This is a genomic window from Rhodococcus sp. T2V (assembly GCF_029269925.1).
Classification (GTDB): Bacteria; Actinomycetota; Actinomycetes; order Mycobacteriales; family Mycobacteriaceae; genus Rhodococcus_F; species Rhodococcus_F koreensis.
In genome coordinates this window covers 42,819-65,842 of sequence record NZ_JARJBD010000049.1, presented here as the reverse complement: position 1 = coordinate 65,842, position 23,024 = coordinate 42,819, and the positions used below count along the sequence as shown (strand labels likewise).

The window sequence follows — 23,024 nt, the reverse complement described above, 5'->3', positions numbered from 1 at the left end:
TTTTTATAGACTGACGGTTCGTTACAAATTAACACACCCTCGGTCTCTTAGCTAGTGGGAAATCTCGACCCCTCGTCGCGCCGCCCGACTCCTTCGGCCGCGCCGAACCCCCAGGTGCAGGGTGGCGGGAGGGCGGCGTGGCCACCTGCAGAGAGGCTCTACAGTGCAGAGCTGTGGTCGGCGCAGTGGCTGGCCCGCAATCCCCCCATTCGAGGGTGGTGGAAGATGCGGTACCCGACCATGCTGTAAACACTGCCAGACACTCAACTCTCAGATTCCTGTCTGCACCGCCGACGCATAGGAGAACAAATGGACCAGAAGGAAGCCGCGCCCCTCGGCGGCGCCGCGCACCCGCGAGTCGGGGTACTCGCGCGGACTGCCGGCAAGGTGCTCGACAGAGCGTTAAACATCTCGAGTACGGCCGTCCCGTACGACGTGGAACGCAATATCGAGGTTCCGATGGGCGATGGGGTCGTGCTGCTCGGCGACCTGTATCGCGCAACGGCCGATACCGGACCGCAGCCGACGGTTCTCATCCGTAGCCCATATGGACGGAAGGGGATTGTAGAGATGACCGCGGCTGCGCCTTTAGCGCGCAGAGGGTTTCAGGTCTTCCTCCAGTCAACCCGTGGCACGTTCGGGTCCGGCGGGCAATTCAGGCCGTTCACAACAGAGAAGGACGACGGTGTGGAGACCGTCGCATGGGTTCGGCGACAGCCATGGTCGGATGGTCAAGTCGCAATGACGGGGGACAGTTACAACGGCCACGTGCAGTGGGCGGTCGCACCTTACGTCGACCCGCCGCTGGCCGCCGTAGCACCGAATGTCACAGCCGCCGACATCACCTCTGCCTTCTACGATCACGGGGTGCCGTGCCTGGAAACCGCACTCGAGTACTCGTCGGTTATCGCACGGCAGGAACGGTCAAATCCGCTGCTGACGTTGCTGCCGCATCCCAGACGCAACAGTAGGGTCCGGAAGGTGCTTCGAAGTCTCCCGGTTGGACGCGCCGACTCGGCTCTCCTTGGTGCGCCCTTACCGTTCTGGCGTGATGTCGTTCACCACGCCGATCCGGGCGACACATACTGGGCTGTAGCCGACCATAGCGGAATCGACTATGCGACGATGCCTCCCACAAATATGACAACCGGGTGGGGGGACCTGTTCCTGAAGTCGCAACTCGAGGACTACCGCAGGCTAAGGCAGGCGGGGGTGGATGCCCGACTGCGAGTAGGGCCATGGTTGCACGGCAGCGTTGGGCGACTTCGCTACGCCCTTCGCGAGGACATCGAGTTTCTCGATCACAACCTTCGAGGGGGGCCAGCCCCCTCTCGCGCTCCTGTCCGGCTCTACCTGCAGCAAGCGGACACCTGGCTCGAGTTCGAGAACTGGCCTCCGGCAGAAGCCACGCCAGTATCTGTCGCGCTGCAGAGCAACGGAAAGCTGACGTACCGTCTCGGACCGGCGGAAGGGCAACCGTCTCCTGGCATACAGAAGACATCCGACGGCTCGCAGGTCGAGGAACGGAGTGCGTGCGCCCCTAGCCGATTCACGTATGACCCGTCAGACCCCACTCCGACCGTCGGCGGACCATCCTTCAAACCCGGGGGACTGCAGATCGACAACAAGGAGATCGAAAGGCGTTCCGACGTACTCGTGTTCACGGGCGAGCCATTGTCAACCGACACGGACATTGTCGGAGTGGCTAGCGCTCGAATTTACCTACGAACCAGTCTGCCGTATGCGGACCTCTTCGTCAGGGTTTGCGATGTCGATCCGAAGGGCGTATCGCGAAATGTGATCGATGGGATTCGCCGCCTCGATCAGAGGACAGTGCCCGCCCCGGATGTGAAGGAGCTTGAGAAGGGGATCCTGGCCGTTGATGTCGAACTGTCGCCAACGGCTCATCGATTCAAGGCCACGCACCGAATTCGAGTGCAAGTGAGTGGGGGCGCGTTCCCGCGATACGCGCGCAATCTCGGAACAGGAGACCCGTTCGCGTCGAGCACCGCCTATGAGCCCTGCGACTTCGAAGTCTTCCATGATGCAGATCGGCCATCCGAAGTGACACTTACGATGATTGAATCGACCGCTGCCAACTGATCGATGACGATTTCGGGTGGTGCCAACTGAGGCGGCCACCCGAAATCGCGGACGTCACGCCACACGCGCGGTCGCGGAACTCATTCTGCTGATGCCGCTTATGACCGAAGGTTCCATCCTTCGACCAAGACGCACGATTCGCCAGTTCGTGTCGCTAGCAGCGATCTGCAAAATTGCAGCCCGTTGTAACGCATGGTCCGCACACCGTGCTGGTGCTCGCTCGATCAGCGAGTGGCAACGAGGCGGCCGGTTACCTCGCCCGCGGCTAGTCGCTTGAGGCCGGCCGGGATCTCGCCGAAGCCGATTTCTTCGATCACCGGATGTAGGTAGCCGCCAGCCACCATGTCGAGGACACCGTTGAGATCATCGATCGTTCCGGTTGCAGTTCCGGTGTACTCAGGTTGCTTGATCAGGACGTCGAAGAGATCCAGCGTCGCCTCGAACTTCCCGATCCCGACCTGCACCACGCGGCCTCCGGGACGGACGGCCTTAATGGCATCTCTTGTTGTATCCATGCCGGCGAAGTCGATGACCACATCGAGGTCGCGGTCGGAGAAATCAACGATTGATGTTGAGCACTCGGTGATCCCTTGCTCGAGTGCAATTTTATGTGGAGCAGTTCTCGGGTCCGCGGCAAAGACCTCTGCTCCGGTGACGACAGCGATCCGGGCGCCGAGGATTCCCAGGCCGCCGAGGCCGATGATGCCAACACGTGTGCCGGACTCCACCTCGCCCTTGGTGAGGACTGCTCTATAGGCGGTCACCCCTGCGTCGGTCGCGACGGCGGCATCGATGTCGGATACGTTCGGCGGTATTGCGACGAGCTCGTCGACCAGGGCGAGTACTCGTTCGGCGTAACCTCCGTCGCGCGCAGAGCCGGGCCCGGAGGTGCTCGCTAGAACAGCGACGCGATCCCCGACATGCCACTCTCGTACATCTGGTCCCACCTCACAGATCCGTCCCGCGACTTCATGGCCGAGGGTGAAGGGTTGCTGCGGAAGGTGCGCTCCACCGCTCTCGATATGGCTGACATCGGTGTGACACATCCCGGCTGCTGCCACTTCGATGACAACTTCACCCGGTCCGGCCTTCGGATCTTGGACCGCTTGCCACGTGAGATCCTTTCCAGACTGAAAACGCCATGCGTGCAAGATTTTTCTCTCTTTGAAATGGACAACCGTCTAGCTGTCGCAACCGTCCACTTGATCATGGAAATACTGCTTGGCTAGCAGCCTAAGGGCGTCCGAATGCAGTACTCGTCACTACAGTGGCGTACCGGCTGAGGCTAACAAGGGTGTGGGTATTGCCGCAATAGACTGATGGTCCGTATCCGGCGAACCGAAGAAGGACCTCGGGCGGTTCACGTGGTGCAGCCGCTGCAGACGGTGCGTTCGAGTTGCCGCGGGGTCGTGGATCATCTTACGAGCGATGGTGATTCGGCTTGGAATTGGGAGAAGTGGCTGGATCGCCGTATCGGCGATCGCGAAGGGACAGGATGCGGGCATGGAGCGTCGTTGCAGAAAGGTCTGTGATGAGCGGTGACCGCTACGCGCGGTCGATGTGGTGAGGTCGCACAACGGGTGTACGTGCGCCTTTGTCGAATAGGGGAGGGTGTGGGACCGGGCTGCATCGTGTCTCGAGGTGGAGGCTACCGGCAGTGATACGGATGCATCGCAAGAAGATCAACTATCACGTTCGATTCACGAGCCATGCGGCGATCTGAGCGCGAGAACGGAACCCGAGTTTGGCGAGTACGTGCTCGAGGTATCCCTCGACGGTGCGCGCGAGATGATAAGGCGTTCGGCGATAGCCTGGTTCGTCGGCCCGTTCGCAGTTTGTTCCAGTTTGTCTGGAGGGGGCGATGATGCCCAATACGTGTAAAGCGCAGGGCCTATTGAATCATTGACTAGACCCAGGATGCATCGTCGGTCGGGCATCAGCGCCGGGCCGTCGTGCCACTCGGGATGTGGCTGGATCGCAACCCTCCACGGTTGCGATGTCTTCCTCGGCGAGGACGGCAGTCGATCACGTACGCCCGAGGCGCTGGAGTTGGCTTCTCGCGAGATGCGCCATCGCATCGAGGGCGTGCTCGAACTCGGCGTCGTTGTCGATCTTGGCGATCTCGTCCGCCGATGCCATCAATGCCGGTCGGCCGGATGCGAGGAGGATGCTTCTGCGCTTGTCGACCGCCGCGGGCTCTGTAGCGCTGAAGGTCAGTCGCGTCTCGGCTTCGCGGAGTACCGTTCCGACCAGGATTGCCATGATCAGACGTAGTAGGTGTACGGCGCGATCCGTGGGAAGGCCCGCGCCGAGCAGGGCGGACATCGCGGCGTCCAGGGGGATCAGGCTCGCCGTCGATGTGGTCTGGCGGGTCATCACCAGGATGGCTGCTTCCGGGTGTTTCAATGCGTGACTGCGGAAGGTGACCGCGAACGCTCGCAGATCGGTCTCGAGGTGGCCGGTCCGTGGAGGCAGTTCCATCGTGCTCAGCAGGTGATCGGCGACGGCGTTCAGTAAGCCGTCCTTGCCGTCGACGTGGTGGTAGAGACTCTTGTTGTCCACCGATAGGCGCCGGGCAACCGACCGCACGCTCAGTGCAGTCAGTCCGCCGTCTGCGATCTCCGCGAGCGCGGCCTTGGCAATGGATTCGAGCGATAGAGTGCTCGACCCCTTCGGGGGCCGACCTCGCGTTCGGGAGGGTCGATTCGAGGCTTCCGAGACCATGAGCCGCATTCTCGCAGACTTCTTGCCAAATTCCGCAGTTGGGGATTATCTTCAGGTAAATAAACCCGCGATGGGGGATTTGTGAGAGGAGTCATGACATGGCCGGTTCCGACCATCCGGACCAGTTCCCGTGGCGATCTGGAGAGGTCGATGACCTGCCTACTCTCGGCACTGTCATCGACACACTGGCTGATGTATCGCGCCTGCCTGGAGGGCCCGGCGCTCGTCTTACGTCAGTGCGGGTGCTGGCCGATTCCTTCCGCAGTGAGTTCGCCTCGACTGGGACGCCGGACAGTGTGGAGACATGTGACTTGGTGACCCTCCCTTACCCGACGAAGTTCGGCCTGTTCCGTGCATCGCGGGCCATTGCGCCGTTCCTGTCAATCACAAACCGCATGCTGGTCATCCGGTGGGCGGAGCCTGACGGTCGCAGGCGCACGCTGCTGTTTGAACCGTCGGATCATGAGTTGGGTGAGTACACGCCCTATTTCCGCGATCTCAGTAAGGGCGTCCCGAGCATCGTGAAGCGTGCGGTCCGCATCGTGCACGGTGACGTTGTGAGTCACCTCGATCGCCTCGGTATCGATCCCGGTGATGTCGATTATCTGATGTTCGACCACCTGCACACCCAGGACTTGCGGCGATGGATCGGTACGACCGCCGAGCAGTCCGATCTCGGCCACGTGACCCCCACTTTTCCTCGGGCCAAAGTAATCGTCCAGCGCGACGAGCTCGCCGGAATGGCGGAGCTGCACCCGCTTCAGCGACCCTGGTACCAGCCGTCCACGTACCGCGACGTCCCAGCAGAGGCATTCCATCCAATTGACGGCAGCGTAATTCTCGGTCCTGGAGTCGCTGTTGTGAAGACGCCCGGCCACGTCTTCGGAAATCAAACCCTCCTGCTCAACACCTCCACCGGGATCTGGGCCAGCAGTGAGAATGCAATCGCCACCGAGGCACTCACTCCCGTGCACTCGAGACTGCCCGGAGTCGCCCGGTGGTCCGAGCGCTGGCATCAAGAGGTAGTGCTCAACGCCAACACGATTGAGACAACCGCCGACCAGTACAACTCGCTCGTACTGGAGAAGCTGTTGGTCGACCGAAGCCAGCGTGACCCGCGGTTCCTTCAGTTCTTTCCCTCCAGTGAGCTCACCGGTCGGTGGACCAATCCGGGAACGACGCCCACCTTCATCCATGGGCAAATCGCGCACCGGTCGTGAGCCCTACTGACTGCCCGACAACCCACGCACGAGGAGTAACAGCTCAATGACCGACACGACACTGACGCCCCAGCTGATGGAACACCGCGAGAAGCTGGTGCGGGACCATTTCGAGGACGAGGTTCGTCACGACTGGGATGCCACTCTCGCGACATTCCCGCACCCACGATACGAACTGATCCCTCTCGGCATCGTCCACGACGGCGAGAATGATGTGCGGGACTATTACCGCGACACGCGTGTTGCCTTCCCGGACCAGCGCCATGAGATCATCCAGCTGCGGCACACCAACGACGCAGTCGTCGTCGAGTTCTACCTGCTCGGCACCCACGACGGTCCATTCGGTTCGATCCCGCCGACCGGCAAGAAGTTCAAAGTCCGGGTTACTGCGTTCTTCATATTTCAAGGCGAGCGACTGATCTGCGAGCGGATCTACTTCGACCAACTGACGATCCTCAAGCAGCTAGTCGGGGCGATGAACTTCAAGAAGCCTTCGACGTACGTATGGCTGGTCAAGGCCCTCGCTGCGATGCCGAGATCCCTGGGATCGAGCCACAAGCCAGACGATGCGGTGCACACCATCTGGGAGGCGAACCCGTCATGAGAATTCACCACCTCAACTGCGGCACCATGAACATGCCCGGCTACCCCATGGTCGCGCACGTGTTCCTCCTCGAAACCGACCGAGGATTGGTGCTTGTCGACTCAGGCTTCGGACTCCACGACATCGAGAACCCAAAACTCCGCGTCGGACCGATGCGGCACGTCATTCGGCCCGTGTTCGACCCTGACGAGACCGCGGTACGGCAGATCGCTCGACTGGGCTTCAGGCCCAACGACGTGCGACACATCGTGCTCACTCACCTCGACATGGACCATGCCGGCGGCATCGCAGACTTTCCGAACGCCCGCATCCATACGACGGCGGCAGAGCTGCTCGGTGCCGTCGTCGCGCCCAATATACGAGCACGGACGCGCTACCGCGCAGCACAATTCACACACGGTCCCACGTGGATCGAGCACACGCCGGACGGCGAGGCGTGGTTCGGGTTCGCTGCCGCGAAAGAGCTGACGTCCATCTCTCCAGGCCTCGTCCTCGTTTCGTTGCCCGGTCACTCGCCCGGTCACGCATGCGTCGCCGTCGACACAGACGGCGGGTGGTTGCTCCACGCCGGCGACGCCTTCTATCACTGGGGTGCGCTCGGCGGACCAGCCCCAGTGCCGCCACAGGTGAAATTGATGGAACGAGTCGCCGCCACCAACTTCAACCGACTCGTCGCGAACCAGAGACGGCTCGCCGAACTGCACCATGGGACCGAAAGCGTCCGCGTGATATCCGCCCACGACCCGGCCGACCTGATCGCCCTCACGAAACACGCTGCGAACAATGAAGAGTCAGGAGTGATGAGATGACCCAAACTGCGGGATGGCTCGACTCGCGCGTCGAGCGCTCGACGATCGAGAACGGTCGCAGCGTCTTCGTGACCGGCGCAGGTTCGGGTATCGGACGGGCACTCGTCCTCGTCCTCCTCGACTGCGGCTACCACATATTCGCCGGAGTCATCGACGAAACCGAGGCGAACGGCTTGCTGGAGTCGTTCTCCCCGGCACGCCTCACGCCCGTGGTGGTCGACGTGCGCGACGAAACATCTGTCGAGAATGCGGCCCAAAAGATCCGCTGCCACCTCCAGGAGCAAAAACTGACCGCTGTATGCAACATCGCCGGCGTAATCGTGAACGGGCCACTCGCCGACCTGTCCGGTACGGACTTTCTGAACGTGTTGGCGGTGAACGTTGTTGGTATCCACAACGTCACACGCGCTATGCTCCCGTTGATGGGTCCGGGTAGCCGTGTGATCAACATGAGTTCGGCAAGTGGCGTTCGGACGCTCCCTCTCACCGGCGCGTACTCGGCCAGCAAGTTCGGGGTCGAGGCGCTCACCGCCGCCATGCGCATGGAGTTCAGACCGCTGGGCATCGGCGTCACCGCCATCGCGCCCGGTATGGTCGACACCCCGATGGCGGCCCGAATCCAACAGGAGTTGGCAGCGGAGCCATCTCTGCCCGTGTACTCGGAGCCGCTCCGACGCTTCCTCACGAAGTCGATCGCGAGCGCTGCTGACGGGATCCCGATGCGCCGCGTGACGAGGGCCTTCGTCGGCGCCATAGTCACGCGGCGCATCGCTCCGAGGTACGACCTGCACCACAGTTACGTCCAGGACGCGGTGATCATGAGAATGCTTCCGATCGGTCTGCGTGAACGTATCGTCAGCCGTGTGCTGGCACTGTAGGTCGGGAGCCAGCCGTCAAGAATCAGCGCCGGCGCAATCGAGAGTCGCTGATCGAAGGAGCCGGGATCTCGTAGCGGTCCTGGGGTGCGATATCGCGACCCGGCTGGGTCAGCTCGTCGATGCGGTCGAGAGTAGCGCCATCGAGAACGAGTTCAGCAACTCGCAGGTTCTGCTCAAGGTGTTTCTCGGTGCGAGGGCCGATGAGTACAGTGCTGACGGCGGGGTGAGACTTCACGAAAGCTAGCGCCAATTCCGGGAGCGACATACCAAGGTCCATGGCGAGCGTGTAGAGGCCGTCGAGTACATCGAGTTTCCGCTGCGCCTCAGGCGTCGACATGTCGAACTCGCCGACCGCAAGGTTGGCGCGGTGTGCGGTCACCGGTTCGCCCCGCTTGACTGTCCCAGCGAGCCAGCCGTTGGCCAGAGGGCTCCAGATCAGCACGCCCATGGCAAACTTCTGGGCCGTCGGGAAGACATCGGCCTCGACGGCGCGCTGGAAGATCGAGTACGCCACCTGCTCGGTTGTGAACCGCGAGAAGCTGCGATCCTGGGCGACCCACTGGCTCTCAACGATGGCGTGTGCTGGGAACGTGGAACTTCCAAAATAGCGGATCTTGCCAGCTCTCTGGAGGTCCGTCAGGGCGCTCAGAGTCTCTTCGAGCGGCGTGTCCCAGTCGGGTCGATGGATCTGGTAGAGGTCGATGTAATCCGTACCGAGTCGCCGAAGGCTGTCCTCCACCGCCGTCACGATCCAGCGGCGCGACGCGCCCTGGCGCAATGGGTTGTTGCTCATCGGATTGCGGCCCTTGGTGGCCAGGACGACCTCGTCCCGACGCCCGTCGAGCGCCTTGCCGAGCAACCGTTCGGATTCTCCGAAGCTGTAAACGTCGGCGGTGTCGAAGAGGGTGATGCCACCGTCCAGTGCCTGACTGACCAGGCGGTTAGCGGCCTGCTGGTCGACGCCGCCCCATGCGCCGAGGTTCATGGCGCCGAAGCTGAGGACGCTGACGGGCAGGCCGGTGCCGCCGAGGATGCGCTGTTCCATATTGCTCCTTGCAGAGTGTTGAAGTGAGAGGTGCGCCGCCGGAGATTCGCGAGCAAGGAAATCGCCGGCCGATTAATAAACCGACGGTCTCTAGTCCGCTTCCGACGCTAACAGGCCGATGGTCTTAGATCAAGACGGGTCTGTGGCTATGGATATCAGCACGAATGGATGTGATCTCCGAGCGCGTTGGTCAGCTGGCTGAGCAGTGGCTCGCCTCAGATTGCCATCAACGCGCATCGCACTGTGTCCGTCACGTCCTCGGATCCGAGGGAGGAGCATCATCGCGGTGTCCTCGTCCCTCGGTGGCCGACGCTCAGTGAGCGATGCTCGAACCACTGCTTCCTCCACCGGGCAACACCGAAGGCCGTTGTGGTCAGATCCAAGAAGCACTGCCGCCGTGCGGCACTCGATTCGATCTTCGATGTCGTTCGAAATGGGATCGCCCGCCGACAGTCGCCGGCGGAGTTCCCGCAAGCGACCACGGTGTTCGCGATCCTAACCAGCAGGCGCTACAGGACCGGGCGCGGGTTCACGGCGGGCGGAAACCGCTGCCGTCGGCGGCGAATCACCGACTCCCAGTCGGTGCCCGCGCAAGCCGCCGAGTCGGGCCTGGGCGCGGCGCCCCTCGTGACGTGTGCGGCTCGCGGGTCGTTCCGGGCAGGTCAGGCCTGCTCGCCGACCGACTGCCCGCCATCGATGGTGAGGGTCGCGCCGTTGACGAAGGCGGCCTGGTCGGACAGCAGGAAGGCCACCGGTCCTGCGACGTCCTCGGGACGGCCGATCCGCTTCATCGGGTTCGGCTCGCCGGCCATCGGGATCAGGGACTCCCACGCATCGCCCGCGGCGGCGCGCATCGCACGGACCGCCATCGGGGTGAGGATGCCGCCCGGCGTCACGGCGTTGACACGCACGCCGAACTTGCCGTATTCGAGGGCGGCGCTGCGAGTTAGGCCGACCACGGCGTGTTTCGTCGCCGAGTAGGCTGCCTGTGCGCCGGCGCCGACCACGCCGGTAACCGAGGACATGTTCACGACCGCGCCGGACTCCTGCCGTCGCATGACGCGGAGAACGTGGTGGAGTCCTTGGTAGGAGCCGACGAGGTTGACGCTAATGAGACGGTTCAGCACCTCGACGTCGATTTCGTCCAGCAGGCCTGGTCGAGCCTCGATGCCGGCGTTGTTGAAGAAGCCGTCGATGTGGCCGAACTCCTTCACTGTCGACTCGACGTAGCCGCGGACCTGGGAGTCGTCGGATACATCTGCCACGACGGTGATCGTGCGGGCGCAGGCGACCTCGTCGCGCACCAGACGCTCAGTCTCGGCCACACCACTCGCGTCGATATCGACCAGGGCCAGGTTCGCGCCGGACCCTGCCAGCAGCAGGGCGGTCGCGCGTCCGATACCGGACCCTGCCCCAGTTATGAGGATGGACCGGCCAGTGAAGTCGTTCATGAACACTCCGATATAAAGGGGACTGGAATCCTACGAGACCGTCGGTCTGTTTCATGCTGCAGCCGCGAGGCTTCCTCGCGTTGTCGGTGGTGGTCGGAGTCCTCCTATGCGTCGAAAGGTTATTAGGGCAATGCTTTTGGGAACGACACGACGCATTTCCTTGTGCCCGGACTCGTGATGAGGTCATCGCAAATGGGCATTCGCTCCAGATCACGATGTTTCACACGTTGATCGACTCCCACGGCGACCGCTAGACCTACGGTCTCGGTGGACTGCCCACGTCCGTTGGTCCTCATCGCTCGCTCGGATCCCGGACGTTGAACAGCGCGGATGGGTTGCTCGGCGCCGACCGCAGTGCCACGCCCGGTACCTCAAGGCGCGTCGTGAGGTACCGCAGTCGCGTCAGGCGTCCTGACGCGCGAGCAGGCCGGAGCAGGTGATCTGAACGCTTCGCTCCAGTGCCGCTGCGAAGCTGATGTGGGAGGCTGCGATCGCCGGATCCTCAGCGTAGGCCCTGAGTAACGCCTCCGACGGTCGGCTGAAAGGCCATGCGGCACTGCCGGTCATGATCGTCGCGACGACAACCTCGTAGGCGGAATTGTGTGTCAGCTCGGGCAGGAAACGCAGGATCACGGTGACAATCCGCTCGACGGTCACGGCAGTGGTGCGCTTGTGTCGGAGGGCGACCCCTGCGGAAATATTACGCTCGAGTACCGCCGCCTGGGCGCCGATCAGATCGCACATCACGTCGCGTGATGCCATGGTCGAGCTCAGCAGGACAGCCAGGGCGTCGCCTCGGTCCAGGGCGCTGCCCCTCGGTGCTGGCGAGGGCTCAAGGTCGTCCGCCCACGTGCGCAGCTCGCCATCCAACAACTCGAGGAGAATCGCCTCACGAGACTCGAAATATCGCATGACGTTCGACTTCGCCAGCCCGACCCGGCGACTGAGCTCGTTCAAGCTGATGTCGGTAACCGGCATCTCGGCGAGCATCGATGCCGCGACGGCGAGTATCGACGCACGCCGAATCTCGCGCTGTTCGTCACTGCGCGCACGCTGGAAGTTCATGTGCGAGATTATAATGAACCGGCTGTCTCTTCGGGAAACTCATCAACAGGGCCTCAATAGCCTGAGCCAGCAGAAATGTCACGCCAGCTTTCTTGGCGAGGAGGTCGAGCGCGCGGCCGCGGCAATGATTCTGTCGGCGAACACTTGCACTGTCGCTGGTCAAGCCAACTCGGAGGCCTTGGGCGTCCGATCCTGGTGCTCTGAACACAGTCGCGAGCGCGCTGCCGGCCGGCGAGGGCAACACCGCCTGATTTGCTGCCCCGACGCGAAGGCCTCGACCTGATTGTCCGAGGCACTCTTCGTTGAGGGTTGATCATGATCAGGATTCGTCTCGGGTGGTGCGGCTCGAGCCTGCCGCGTGCTCGCCGGCCAGGTATCCGAACGTGAGCGCAGGGCCGATCGTCGAGCCGCCGCCGGCGTAAGCTCCGCGCATGACGCTCGATGCCGCGTTGCCGGCCGCGTACAGACCGGAAATCGGACGCTGACGTGTGTCGAGTACACGCGCGTTGCTGTCGGTGCGCGGGCCGCCCTTCGTCCCGAGGGATCCGAGGAGGAGCCGCACTGCGTAGTACCTAGGAGACCCGATCGGAGCCAGCGACGCCGTGACCGAGCCGAGCTGTTCCCGGTCGCCTTGGAACTGGTCGTAGAAACTGTCGCCGCGGCCGAACTGACTGTCGTGCCCGTCGCGAGCGTCTTCGTCGAACCGTTTGACGGTCGCCGCGAGCCCGACTGGATCGATGCCGACCTTTGTAGCCAATTCCTCGAGGGAGTCGGCCGACGTGGTCCACCGCTTGTCAGGTGTCAGTGATCCGAACGCCACCGAGCCGTATTTGTGCAACATCTCGTCGCCGAAGATCAGCCAGGCGGGCAGGTTCGGATACGACGCCGTCGTCGGGTCGAACGTCGCCATCGCGCGGCCCACGATGTTGTAACTGCGTCCCTCGTCGACGAACCGTTCTCCGGCGCTGTTGACTACAATCGTGCCGGGCAGGGCGCGGACGCGGTTAGCGCGGATTCTCGCGCAGGAAGTTCGACCCCAGTTCAGGTGAACTCGTAGTGCAGGGATAGTACCCCTAAATGAATGATCTGAGCCACAGTCGAGATCGGTGCGGTTCGGCCCGGATGCTCCATGGCATGCATTGCAAAAGGATGTTGGCAGTTAGAGTGTGACGTGAACGCGGGTTTGGCGGCCTTTCATGGCAAAGGGTCTTTTCGAATCGGTCCACTCAAATTACGTGTGTCGGTGATCTGGTGTGCGCGCTCAATCGGGCTATCCACAGGCGTTACGTCACGAACGGTGAGTGGTACATGAAGATCTTTGGTGAGCGCGCGAGCGCGCGATGGACGGCGACGGGCTCCCTCGCTGCGGTCCTTCCCTGCGGCACTGGCCACATGCAGTGGATCGTTCGGTGAGGTGTTTGGCGACGACTGCACGACGAGTGGCGATGAAAGATCTCAAGCCAGCGGTCGAGGACATCAACGCGGCAGGAGGGCTGCTCGCTGCAAGCTGGTCGTCGATCGGATCGAGACCACAGCGACCGGTCGGCAACCCTCAGGATTGGCCCAGTCGGCGATCGCGTAGGGTAAGTACAGGGCTGCACGGTGTGGGGATTCGGCGGCGGCAGTGCCGCGCCGCTTCTGTCTGCGAAGAAGATTCCATTCCTCGCGACGAGCTGATGAGTCCGACGACGTTCCCCTCCGTCTTCGGTTGCGCGTCATTCCAGCGACGAGCGTCTTCGACGCCGACAAGATCACCGAGTACGTCCAGGCCGAGGGCGGCACGTCCAATGACTGAAACACTAACTCGATGGACGGCGCGACCGGTTCTCGCCACCAGCCACAGCATCGCGTCCTCGGAGAGGAGCGTCGGATGTGGCGACGCCTCACGGATGGACGACAACGGTCAACACAATTCAGTTGTCAGCTTCTGTCGTGGCAGTGATGCGATGCTCGCGTATCGCACCACCGTTCCGTCTGAGTGGACGGGCAGGAAGGGGGGCGAAAGGTGCTGATCTACACCTCTTGCTTGGGACTTGGGACCGGGAGCGTGTACGCACTGATCGCTCTCGGCTTCAACGTCGGGTACCGGGACAGCGTAGCCGCGACGCCATCCGTCTCACTGCGGCGCGGGGCGGACTGACGATCGGTCTGTGCTTCAAGCACACTTCGTCGACCAGGCGATGATGTCTTGACTCATCCCTGCTATCCGCGTCTGAGTTTCTCCGATGTGGCCGAGGCTATCGCTTCGCTCAACGCACGCATCCTCCCGGGGGAGATGCGGCCGGACGCCATCGATGGTCTCGCTCGTAAATGCTTGGTGGTACTCGCTCCGTTGTTCACTGAGTTCGGTGACGACGAGATCATGCTCGAGCGCGGTTGGCAATCAGCAACGTGACAACGCCGATCCGGTAGATCGCGATCTCGCTCAGCTAGAGATCGCGTCGGTGACGATTTCCGCGAATGGAACCCGGGTTCCGGGAGAGATCGGAGGTTTGATGAGGTCATGCCTCACAATGCTCGATCGTGGCGGTCGCAATCGTCTTTTGATTCGGCGCATCAAGCGCATGCGCAATGCTGGTCGCCTCCGCAACATCGTCGCGCAGGTTGCCGATTCAAACGCAGGTTTCGCCGTCGATAGTTACCAACAGGATTGCCGCTGGATTTGTAGTAGCGCAACAAGTTCGATTAGTTACCCTCCGACTTGGCGGCTGGGCTTCGTTGAGCATCACCGATGCGACGGGCCTAGGCGAGAATCGCTGCAGTGTGTCGAGGATGTCACGGCGCCGAGGCATCCTGCTTGTCGCTCGGGGAGTTCGTGGGCCATTTGCAGACCGAAGGTCTCTTGATTGCAGACCGCCGGTGTGTTATGTTCGGTTGGAACAGGTCGACAGTGTCTAATGCGCCTTGGGGGCCGTCCGTTACCAGCGAAGGAGCGAGATATGGCACCTGTAGTCGGTTCCGTCATTCGATTCAGCAATGCGCACACAACTATCGACGTCACGATCGATCAGGACAACCCGGCGGTACGATCCCTGATCGGTCAGCTCCCACTCACAGGCCTGCCCTTCTCCGACAATCAGGGCCTGGAAAAGCTTGCCCGCCTCTCCGAGGAATTGAGCACGACGGGTTCGCCGGCGTCCGGGGTTCGGGCGGGTGACCTGATCTGTTTCTCCCCGTGGAACAGCATCGCGTTCTGGTACGACCCCGATGGCTACCACGTCGAGCCCGAGCTGATCCATCTCGGCCGATACCTAGCGACCGCTTACCAACTCGAGAAGCTCGAAGCAGCCCCGGTCGCCGTACAACTCGTGAATCCGCGACCACCATCCAGGTCACCCGACCGCCATTGGTCGCTGTGCGCATCTCATCGATAGGGGCACACGGCCCCATACCATCTCTAGCCGGCAGCGTCGCCACCATGACGAGTGGCAGCAAAGGCGCCCGGCTGAGCATCGCCAGGGATTAGGCCGCGGAGGGCATCGCAGTCGTTCGTCCCGGCCGAGGTGTCCACACCCTCGCTGTGTGGCGAAGGCCGAGCTGGAGAACTGCCTTCCGGCGCAAAGGTCGCTCGGTCGCCGAACAACACGGACAGCGCATTCCCGCAGAGGTGCCGTGGACACTGTCGAGAAGTTCGGGGGCTGGACACCTCATCAAACAGCGGGGACGCGGCCCCGGGCCGGCGTAACAGTCGGTGAAGCGCCTGCCGGGTGGCGGCGAAGGAAACAGAAACCCATCATGGAAAGACGGACAAGGCATGGAAAAGAAGATCATTCTGATCACCGGTGCGACCAGCGGGCTCGGGCGAGAGGAGGCCAAAGCGTTCCTCCAGCGGGGCCACACGGTCATCATCCACGGTCGAAGCAGAGACAAGACCCTCGCTGTGCAGCGGGAGCTTATCGTCGAGACCGGCAACAGCAACGTCGACATCCTGGTTGCCGACCTGCTCTCGCTCGCGGCTGTGAAGACGATGGTGGAGGAGTTTCAGGCGAAGTACGATCGGCTGGATGTGCTGGTCAACAACGCTGGGAACCAGTTCGGTGGCACCTGGCAGGCTACCAGTGAGGGGCACGAGAAGACGATGACGGTTAACCTGTTCGCCCCGGTTCTTCTCTCCCTCTTGCTGATCGACAGTCTGAAGAGGAGCGAGCACGCGCGTATCGTCACGGTCTCCTCGGCCTCGCACGCGCAGGGCGGGCGGCCGTTCATCGACGATATCGAGCTGCGAGATCACTACTCCTACATCCGTGCGTATGGGTTGTCGAAACTGTATGTGATCTGGGCGATGCGTCGGCTCAGCAAGAACCTCAAGGAGGAAGGCGTCAACACGATTGACGTCAACTGCACCCATCCCGGCACAGCCAAGACCAGCCTGGGTGAGAGCGATCAGCGACCGTTCCTCATGAAGCTGCTGTTTGCGGTCTTCGTACCGTTGTTCGCCACCACCGCAGAGAAGGGTGCGCAATCGACGATCTACGCTGCCACCTCTCCCGAGATCGAAGGCTCCTCGGACCGCTACTACGGGCCGAAGGGTTTGGAAAAGGTCAACGAGCGCTACTACTCCCCAGCCAACGAGGACGCGGTCTGGAAGTACTGCATGAAAGTCCTCGCCCCGTACTTGATCACGGCGTCCTAGAGAAGCAGTTCGGCACCCATCACATCGGACACTTTTGCCTTACCGCCGGACTGCACGATGCCCTGACGGCAGCTGGCGATTCCCAGGTGGTGCTGGTCGCCTCCGGAGCGCACAGAGAAATGGGTGGCAGATTGGACGGACGGTGGCCCTTGTCATGGGTGCTGGGCCAATGAATTGGCGTCGGGTACGCATGATTTTCTGCGACGGAGGGTCTCGGTGGTGATCAACAACGTCGGAGGGTCGCTCGACGATGCGAATGCCGACACGTCGGTCGCAGAACAGCCCCCCGACGAGCTGACCTCGTTGGTGGCGGCTGTAGCAGATCACCGTGCCGTCGCGGATTGGAACGGCGCAGGGCCAGCGGGGGGCCTCGAGGTACTGGACACCGCATCTACTGAGCTGTTCGCGTGATTGAGGCAATGGCGCCAGATACTTGTGATTCCTGAGAAGGTTGACGCACAGACCCGGAGTGCGAGTGAGTTCGATCTCAATAGAGGAGGCGTAGTGAAGGTTGCGGTTTTCGGAGGTAACGGACTGGTCGGGGACCGCATCGTCAAAGAGTGCCTGCAGGCGCCCGACGTGACGGAGGTCCTCGCTGTCACACACGGAATCCTGGACATCGGATACTCGAAGCTGCGCACGGTTGTGAATCACGATTTCGACGACCTGGACCCCATTGTCGACGAGTTGGCCGGAGTGGACGCGTGCTTCTGGGCACTGGGCTTGCGCGATCATCCGGTTGACCCCGTCGCACTTCCTCAAGCGGTGTGGACGCCGCGGAGTACGAACGTATCACCGTCGACTACACGGAGGCCGCTGCCCGGGCCTTGACCGAGGTTAACCCGGAAATGACGTTTGCGTACATCTCTGGCGCAGGCACCGACAGCACCGAGAGCGGTCGATTCCGCTGGGCCCGGGCAAAGGGCCGCGCCGAGAACCTGGTCATTGCCGCCTTCCCCAACGGATATGGCCTGCGTCCCGGTTTCGTCCGTCCCGTTCACGGTAAGAAGCCACGCAACACCGCCTTCCGCGTGTTCACGACCGTTGTCGCCCCGATTTCGCCTGTCCTGCAGCGGCTGCTGCCAGGTCTCGTGATCAGCACTGCCCAGATCGGCCAGGCTGCACTAGGTTTGGCACGGCATGGCTTTCCGCGGCGGGTGTTGGAGAACCGTGACATGCTTGAGATCGCGTCGGCCGCTCGGGAGGAGGACTAACGACGATGAACAGTAGTATCGCTCGAGCCACGGCAACAGTGGTTGCGGTCGCCGCCGGGGGCGCTGGTGTGGGTTGGCAAATAGGTGCTTCCGGCTCTCGGCGCCGCCCGCCCGCGTGCGGGCGGAGAGGGTAACAGGCTCGTCGCAGTATTCGTCATCGGCTGCCCGGCCGCTGGCTTGCAGGCGCGGTCCCGTGACGAGTACCCCGTGGCTGCCGAGTTGCCGCGTGCTGGGCTGCATGTCACCTGGTATGGGCACGCCATCGCGCGTTGGAGATCGAGGGCAGCCGCACCTCTTCGATTCTGCTTGGAGTGAGCGCGTCCCTTCGTCCCTGGTGGGTCCCAGGCGACTACACCTCAACTCGATGGCTGGAGGACCTGCCACCGCTCGATGCCATGGTCGTTTCTCGCGACCACGACGACCACCTCGCCGCTTGCACTTTCCGCGCTTTGCTCCAGCATTCTGCGCCGCTCGTCGTGCCGGTGGGCTTCGGAGCGCATCTCAAGCACTGGGTGCACGAATCGGATAGTCCAGCTCGACTGGCGCGAGAGCCGCACGATCGCAGGCATCCAGCTCACCGAGGCTGCGGTGCGCACTCTCCCGGTCGAGGAATACGCGGAGCAGCACCCTGTGGACTTCCTGGGTCTCACCAGCAAAGAGACACGCGCGCCGTCTATACGGGTGACAGCGGCTACTCCCAACTATGCCACTATCGGTGAGACGTACGGACCCTTCGACGTCACGCTGATGCAGATCGGAGCACACGGATCCAGCTGGGCCGATATCCACAGGACACCGGAAACGGTGGCCGCGCATCGTGAACTCTCCGGCGAGCTAAGAATCCCGTCGCATGGGTCGACCTTCGATCTCGTTTGAGCAACTTGTCAGAACGAGCGGAATGGTGACCGGAAGGATCTGCTGTGCAGCAGGTTCGACTGGCAGTGCCACGGCAGGGCGAACTGTCGATATCGACGACCAGCCCCGCGTCGGTGTGTGGTGGCGACAGTTGACCTGAAACAACCCGCGGGTCATCCAGATCGAGCGTTCCGGCTGACGCCTGATCGAGGAGGGAGGTGTCGCGATCTATGCTCTCGCCCGACGACACACCACGTCCGATGGACGCTATTTCCGTGGTTAGGTAACCGGTTTTGTGCCTACTTCCGGGCCCCGACGGCGGGACTGCACGTCCCGCCGCACGTCCGACGTCCTCGTGTTTCGTCGGGCTCCCGTGATCAGTCGAGATCAGCGAGGTCGAGGACGAACCGATAGCGGACGTCGTTGGCTTTCAGGCGGTCCAGTGCCTCCTTGACAAACGAAGACGGGACCACCTCGACGTCGGGGTTGATCGCGTGCTCGGCGGCGAAGGCGAGCATCTCTGCGGTAGCAGGAAGTCCACCGGTCGCGGAGGACGAGAGGCTCTTCCGGCCGATCGGAAGGAGTAGATTGTTGACCGGGATTTCCCCAGGAGACCCCGAGAAGGCTGAGTTCGCCGTCCATGTCCAGCGCGTTGATGAACGGGTCCAGCGCGTTGATGAACGGGTCCAGGTCGTGAGTGGCAGGGATGATGTCGATGATCAAATCGAAGTTGTCGGTGACGCTCCCCATCTGTTTGTCGTCGGTGGTGAGGACGAAGCCGGTGGCTCCGAGCGATCGAGCGGTCGGTTCTTTGCCCGCGGTGCGGCTCAACACAGTGACCTCGGCGCCGAGCGCAACGGCAAATTTCACCGCCAGGTGTCCCAGTCCACCCAGGCCCGCCACGCCTACTCGGCTCCCCGGTCCCACTCCCGCCTTGCGCAACGGTGACCACACTGCTCGGACGGGCGCTGCTCACCTGACAGGTATCGATTCCTGTTTCACTGCTACAGGTTTGGCAGTATCTCGGATTGGGGCAGTCAGTGTGCGTCGCTGGTATTCGTAGAGGTGCTCTCGAATCCGCCGTCGCCGGCGCCATCGATGACGCCCTGGTGTAATTGATGATCGGGATTTTCGGTTCGCGATCGCGATGGTGTTCCGGGCCTCGTAGTGGGGCAGGGTTAGGCTGCCCAGCCTGCGTCGACCACCAGGGTTTGGCCGGTGATCGTGCGAGCATCGTCAGAGGCGAGAAATGCGATGGCACGGGAGATGTCGTCTACATCCAGACGTCCCTTCTCTCCGGTGAACAGGTTCGCCTCGCTGTGGCGAGCGAATGCTTCGAGAGGGTCCTCCCCAGCTTGCCCAGCCAGGCCCGTGATCATGCCGGTGTAGACCGATCCCGGGGCCACTGCGTTGACGTTGATGTCCCACTCCGCCAGCTCGCGGGCCCAACTGCGCGTCGCGAGGATGACACCGCCTTTGGCTGCGGCGTAGTGCGAGGAGTAGGCCACGGCCTTGATCGCACCGGCGGACGCCGTGTTGACGATGGATCCGGCACGTTGACGTTTCATCACAGGCACGACTGCGCGGGTGACGTTGAAGACGCCCTTCAGGCAAGTGTCGACGACCACGTCTAGTGTGTGGTCGGTCATCTCGTCGATGGCTTCGATGCGAATCGTCCCGGCATTGTTACAAACTATGTCGATTGTTCCGAACCGCTCCACCGACTGATCGACGATCTCGCGCATCCGGTTCGAGTCCCGTACGTCGCCCTGCAACGGCAAGATGTCGCCACCCTCTGCGCGGACTGTCTCGACGGTGGTTTCCATGTCGGCAGCGGTGGCGTTCGGGTAGAACTCCTCGACATCGGCGAGAATGTCGACCGCGACGATGCGTGCACCTTCGCGTGCCAGGTACTTTGCGTGCGATGCGCCTTGTCCTCGCGCCGCTCCGGTGATCAGAGCTACCTTGCCGTCGAGTCTCATCATCGAGTTGTGTCCTTTACTCTCACCGACTGAATCAGGCGTTGCCAAATTTGGGCGACATGAGTGATTGGGTGTCAATTCTGGTGCGATAGAGAGTGATCCCTAGAAGCCTTGATCAGATCGGCGGCGCGCTCGGCGATCATAATTGCGGCAGCGTTGGTGTGTCCGGTGAGTTGTGTCGGCATGACCGACGCATCGATGACGCGCAGTCCCCGGACCCCGTTCACTCGCAGCTCCGGGTCGACGACGGCCTCAGGGTCGGTGCCCATCTTGCACGTGCCGATCGGGTGGAACAGGATGCCGGACCGCGCGCGCAGCCACGTCGCCCACTCCTCGTCGGTCTGTACGTCGCGGCCGGGCAGGACCTCCTCGGTGACGAAGTTGCGGAAAGCCGAAGCCTCGACGATCGAGCGTGCCTCCCGGCCTGCATGAGTCATCACCGCGATGTCGGCATCGGTGAGCAGCTTGTGGGCGATGACCGGGACATCGTCAGGAGAGCTCGAACGCAGCGCGACGGTGCCGCGACTGTGGGGGTGGCATGCCTCGATGCCGATCGATACCGCGGGGTAGGGGAGTGGCTTCGACGCTCCGAGCAGGAGCTCGGGGCCACGCTTGCGCACGCCTGGCTCAATGCCGAACGGGCCGAAGTACAGTTCGTAGTCCGGTTGCGCGTGAGTCTCGTCGACCTTTCCGTAGACGAACGCGTGAGTCGGCGGCGAGGTTGCCGGGCCGCCGCCGCGCATCACGAAGTCGGCGCCGCCGCTGACGACCCCCTGCACGTTGAGCAGCGTGTTGAGCGTCGGTACGTTGACCTTGAACAGCATGCGCGCCGTCGGGTGCTCCTGGAGGTTGCGACCGACGGCCGGGTTGTCGACCACGACGTCGATGCCGAATTCGCGCAGCCGGTCGGCAGGGCCCACACCCGAAAGCTGAAGCAGCTTTGGCGACTCGATCGCGCCCGCCGATACGAGCACCTCGCGGCTCGCGGTTGCCCGGACGATCCGACCGCGGTGTGTCCGGTACTCGACGCCCGTTGCGCGGCCGTTCTCGATAACCACGCGCTGCACGACAGCGCGAGTAGCCACCTTGAGGTTGCGCCGACGACGGGCCCGCGCCAGGTAGGACCGTGCCGTACTGTGCCGCAGGCCGCGGCGCTGCGACACCTGGACATGACTCACGCCGTCTTGCTCGGCGCCGTTGAAGTCGGGGTTGAATCGGTGGCCAACCTGCTGCGCCGCAGTGACGAAAGCGGCGGTGAGCGGGTGCTTCATCGCGGACCACGACACGCGCTGCGGCCCACTGCCACCACGGAACTCGTCCTCGCCACCGTCGAACCGCTCCGACCGCTTGAAGTACGGCAGCACTGACGCGTAGTCCCAGCCGGTGCAGCCGAGTTTGGCCCACTCGTCGAAGTCAGCGGGGGCGCCGCGGGTCCAGACCTGGCCGTTCACCGAGCTCGACCCACCGAGCACCCGGCCCATCTTCCAGACAGCGTCTGGGCCGGTAGTCGAGGCGTCGGCTTCGGCGGGATACTTCCAGGCGTACTTGAGGCTGATTTTTCGGATGCCGACCGGGACGTGGATGTAGGGGCTCAGGTCGCGTCCGCCGGCCTCGAGCAGGAGCACGCTGACGTCGCGGTCCTCCGTCAGGCGGTTGGCGAGCACACAGCCCGCCGAGCCCGCACCGACCACGATGTAGTCGTACGTCCTCATGTCGTGTCTCCTTCTGCTGATGGCCTTGAACGGTGCGCCTCTGAATCACGGACTCGCGTCAACTTCGGCTAGCGGATCGCACAGTTCAGTTCACTCTAATATCGTATTAATCGGTGGTTTGCGGCCTGTTGCACACTCGCATGTGGATGCCCTGCACGCGGGATGTGGCAACCGACTCGCTAATCAGCATACTCTTTATGGCCTGGCGATAGATTGAGTGGCTCTCATCTCGTCTAACTCGTCGGAGTGGGGGTGCGCCAGGCGATGCTTGAACGGTATCTCGGTAACGCCGCACGGTGGCACTGGGCCGGCTGACGCGGTCGATGGATGGCCTCCAGAAGGAACTTCCTCTGCTGTGTTAATGCCATTGTGGTCCGCTGGGTACCGCTTCTTCGAGCAGTCGACAGCGTCCGACTTGGTGGCCCGTCACGAGGACTGGGCACTGTCGGTGAGTCAGTGGCGGTCGGGTCGGCCATCCGGCCTACTCGTTCGACCGCCGGGCGGAAAGGACGTCGTCGACCGTGCGGCATGCGCTCGATAAACCGCTGCGTATTCCCGCACGTACGTGTACAGCGATTCTCGGCCGTGCACTCTGTTCGTTCGTCGGACGTGCCACGGGCTGTGTCCGTTCGCGATGGCGGGGGGCGGGAAACCTGGCGATTCGTGAGGTTGGCAACGGAAAAAGTCGCCTCTTACTTGCGTTTTCGGAAATGACCGATTGGCGCGAGC

General features: G+C 62.6%; 19 protein-coding genes and 1 pseudogene. 10 read left to right on the top strand and 10 right to left on the bottom strand.

Annotated features, from left to right (window positions below):
• Positions 1-309 precede the first annotated feature (309 nt).
• Complete coding sequence (locus P3H15_RS32400; protein ID WP_276140973.1) at positions 310-2,103, top strand: CocE/NonD family hydrolase; 1,794 nt, start codon at positions 310-312, stop codon at positions 2,101-2,103.
• A gap of 224 nt (positions 2,104-2,327) precedes the next feature.
• Here the strand turns inward: P3H15_RS32400 and P3H15_RS32395 are convergent, their stop codons facing one another.
• Positions 2,328-3,254, bottom strand: coding sequence for an alcohol dehydrogenase catalytic domain-containing protein (locus P3H15_RS32395; protein ID WP_276140972.1), 927 nt, complete (start codon positions 3,252-3,254; stop codon positions 2,328-2,330).
• Positions 3,255-4,128: 874 nt separating this feature from the next.
• Positions 4,129-4,827, bottom strand: coding sequence for a TetR/AcrR family transcriptional regulator C-terminal domain-containing protein (locus tag P3H15_RS32390; RefSeq protein ID WP_276140971.1), 699 nt, complete (start codon positions 4,825-4,827; stop codon positions 4,129-4,131).
• A 98-nt stretch (positions 4,828-4,925) separates the two neighbouring features.
• On the opposite strand from P3H15_RS32390, the gene P3H15_RS32385 reads away from it, so the two are divergent.
• The 4 genes from P3H15_RS32385 to P3H15_RS32370 are packed head-to-tail and all read left to right on the top strand — an operon-like array spanning position 4,926 to position 8,338.
• On the top strand, positions 4,926-6,047 hold the full coding sequence (locus P3H15_RS32385; protein ID WP_276140970.1) for a hypothetical protein: 1,122 nt from the start codon (positions 4,926-4,928) through the stop codon (positions 6,045-6,047).
• A 46-nt stretch (positions 6,048-6,093) separates the two neighbouring features.
• On the top strand, positions 6,094-6,651 hold the full coding sequence (locus P3H15_RS32380; RefSeq protein WP_276140969.1) for an ester cyclase: 558 nt from the start codon (positions 6,094-6,096) through the stop codon (positions 6,649-6,651).
• Positions 6,648-7,460 (top strand): MBL fold metallo-hydrolase, encoded by an 813-nt coding sequence (locus P3H15_RS32375; RefSeq protein WP_276140968.1) that lies wholly within the window; start codon positions 6,648-6,650, stop codon positions 7,458-7,460. Before P3H15_RS32380 ends, P3H15_RS32375 begins: the two co-directional genes overlap by 4 nt.
• On the top strand, positions 7,457-8,338 hold the full coding sequence (locus tag P3H15_RS32370) for an SDR family NAD(P)-dependent oxidoreductase (protein WP_276140967.1): 882 nt from the start codon (positions 7,457-7,459) through the stop codon (positions 8,336-8,338). Before P3H15_RS32375 ends, P3H15_RS32370 begins: the two co-directional genes overlap by 4 nt.
• 22 nt (positions 8,339-8,360) lie before the next feature.
• Here P3H15_RS32370 and P3H15_RS32365 read toward each other — a convergent pair whose 3' ends face one another.
• From P3H15_RS32365 to P3H15_RS32350, 4 genes are all read right to left on the bottom strand, one after another.
• On the bottom strand, positions 8,361-9,383 hold the full coding sequence (locus tag P3H15_RS32365) for an aldo/keto reductase (RefSeq protein ID WP_276140966.1): 1,023 nt from the start codon (positions 9,381-9,383) through the stop codon (positions 8,361-8,363).
• A 662-nt stretch (positions 9,384-10,045) separates the two neighbouring features.
• Complete coding sequence (locus P3H15_RS32360) at positions 10,046-10,834, bottom strand: SDR family oxidoreductase (RefSeq protein ID WP_276140965.1); 789 nt, start codon at positions 10,832-10,834, stop codon at positions 10,046-10,048.
• 402 nt (positions 10,835-11,236) lie between these two features.
• Positions 11,237-11,899 (bottom strand): TetR/AcrR family transcriptional regulator, encoded by a 663-nt coding sequence (locus tag P3H15_RS32355; protein WP_276140964.1) that lies wholly within the window; start codon positions 11,897-11,899, stop codon positions 11,237-11,239.
• A gap of 319 nt (positions 11,900-12,218) precedes the next feature.
• Entirely contained in the window at positions 12,219-12,890 is a 672-nt protein-coding gene (locus tag P3H15_RS32350; protein WP_276140977.1) for an FAD-binding protein, read from the bottom strand.
• A 1,948-nt stretch (positions 12,891-14,838) separates the two neighbouring features.
• Here P3H15_RS32350 and P3H15_RS32345 point away from each other — a divergent pair.
• The 5 genes from P3H15_RS32345 (at position 14,839) to P3H15_RS32325 (ending at position 18,622) form a co-directional block, all read left to right on the top strand.
• Positions 14,839-15,273 carry a cyclophilin-like fold protein gene (locus P3H15_RS32345; RefSeq protein ID WP_276140963.1) on the top strand — a complete coding sequence of 145 codons (435 nt, stop codon included), beginning with the start codon at positions 14,839-14,841 and terminating at the stop codon, positions 15,271-15,273.
• Between the two features lie 380 nt (positions 15,274-15,653).
• Complete coding sequence (locus P3H15_RS32340) at positions 15,654-16,532, top strand: SDR family NAD(P)-dependent oxidoreductase (RefSeq protein ID WP_276140961.1); 879 nt, start codon at positions 15,654-15,656, stop codon at positions 16,530-16,532.
• Between the two features lie 216 nt (positions 16,533-16,748).
• Positions 16,749-16,943, top strand: coding sequence for a hypothetical protein (locus P3H15_RS32335; RefSeq protein WP_276140960.1), 195 nt, complete (start codon positions 16,749-16,751; stop codon positions 16,941-16,943).
• Between the two features lie 356 nt (positions 16,944-17,299).
• Entirely contained in the window at positions 17,300-17,746 is a 447-nt protein-coding gene (locus P3H15_RS32330) for a hypothetical protein (protein ID WP_276140959.1), read from the top strand.
• Between the two features lie 390 nt (positions 17,747-18,136).
• Complete coding sequence (locus P3H15_RS32325; protein WP_276140958.1) at positions 18,137-18,622, top strand: MBL fold metallo-hydrolase; 486 nt, start codon at positions 18,137-18,139, stop codon at positions 18,620-18,622.
• 356 nt (positions 18,623-18,978) lie between these two features.
• Here P3H15_RS32325 and P3H15_RS32320 read toward each other — a convergent pair whose 3' ends face one another.
• The 4 genes and pseudogenes from P3H15_RS32320 to P3H15_RS32305 all read right to left on the bottom strand — a co-directional run bounded on the left by P3H15_RS32320 (position 18,979) and on the right by P3H15_RS32305 (position 22,295).
• Positions 18,979-19,119, bottom strand: coding sequence for a hypothetical protein (locus P3H15_RS32320; RefSeq protein WP_276140957.1), 141 nt, complete (start codon positions 19,117-19,119; stop codon positions 18,979-18,981).
• Positions 19,120-19,321: 202 nt separating this feature from the next.
• Positions 19,322-19,435, bottom strand: a pseudogene (locus tag P3H15_RS55830) (hypothetical protein); the annotation flags it as partial.
• A 344-nt stretch (positions 19,436-19,779) separates the two neighbouring features.
• Positions 19,780-20,661, bottom strand: coding sequence for an SDR family oxidoreductase (locus tag P3H15_RS32310; RefSeq protein ID WP_276140955.1), 882 nt, complete (start codon positions 20,659-20,661; stop codon positions 19,780-19,782).
• The gene (locus P3H15_RS32305; protein ID WP_276140954.1) at positions 20,658-22,295 is read right to left on the bottom strand and encodes a GMC family oxidoreductase; all 1,638 of its coding nucleotides are present in this window, start codon (positions 22,293-22,295) and stop codon (positions 20,658-20,660) included. Before P3H15_RS32305 ends, P3H15_RS32310 begins: the two co-directional genes overlap by 4 nt.
• Positions 22,296-23,024 lie beyond the last annotated feature (729 nt).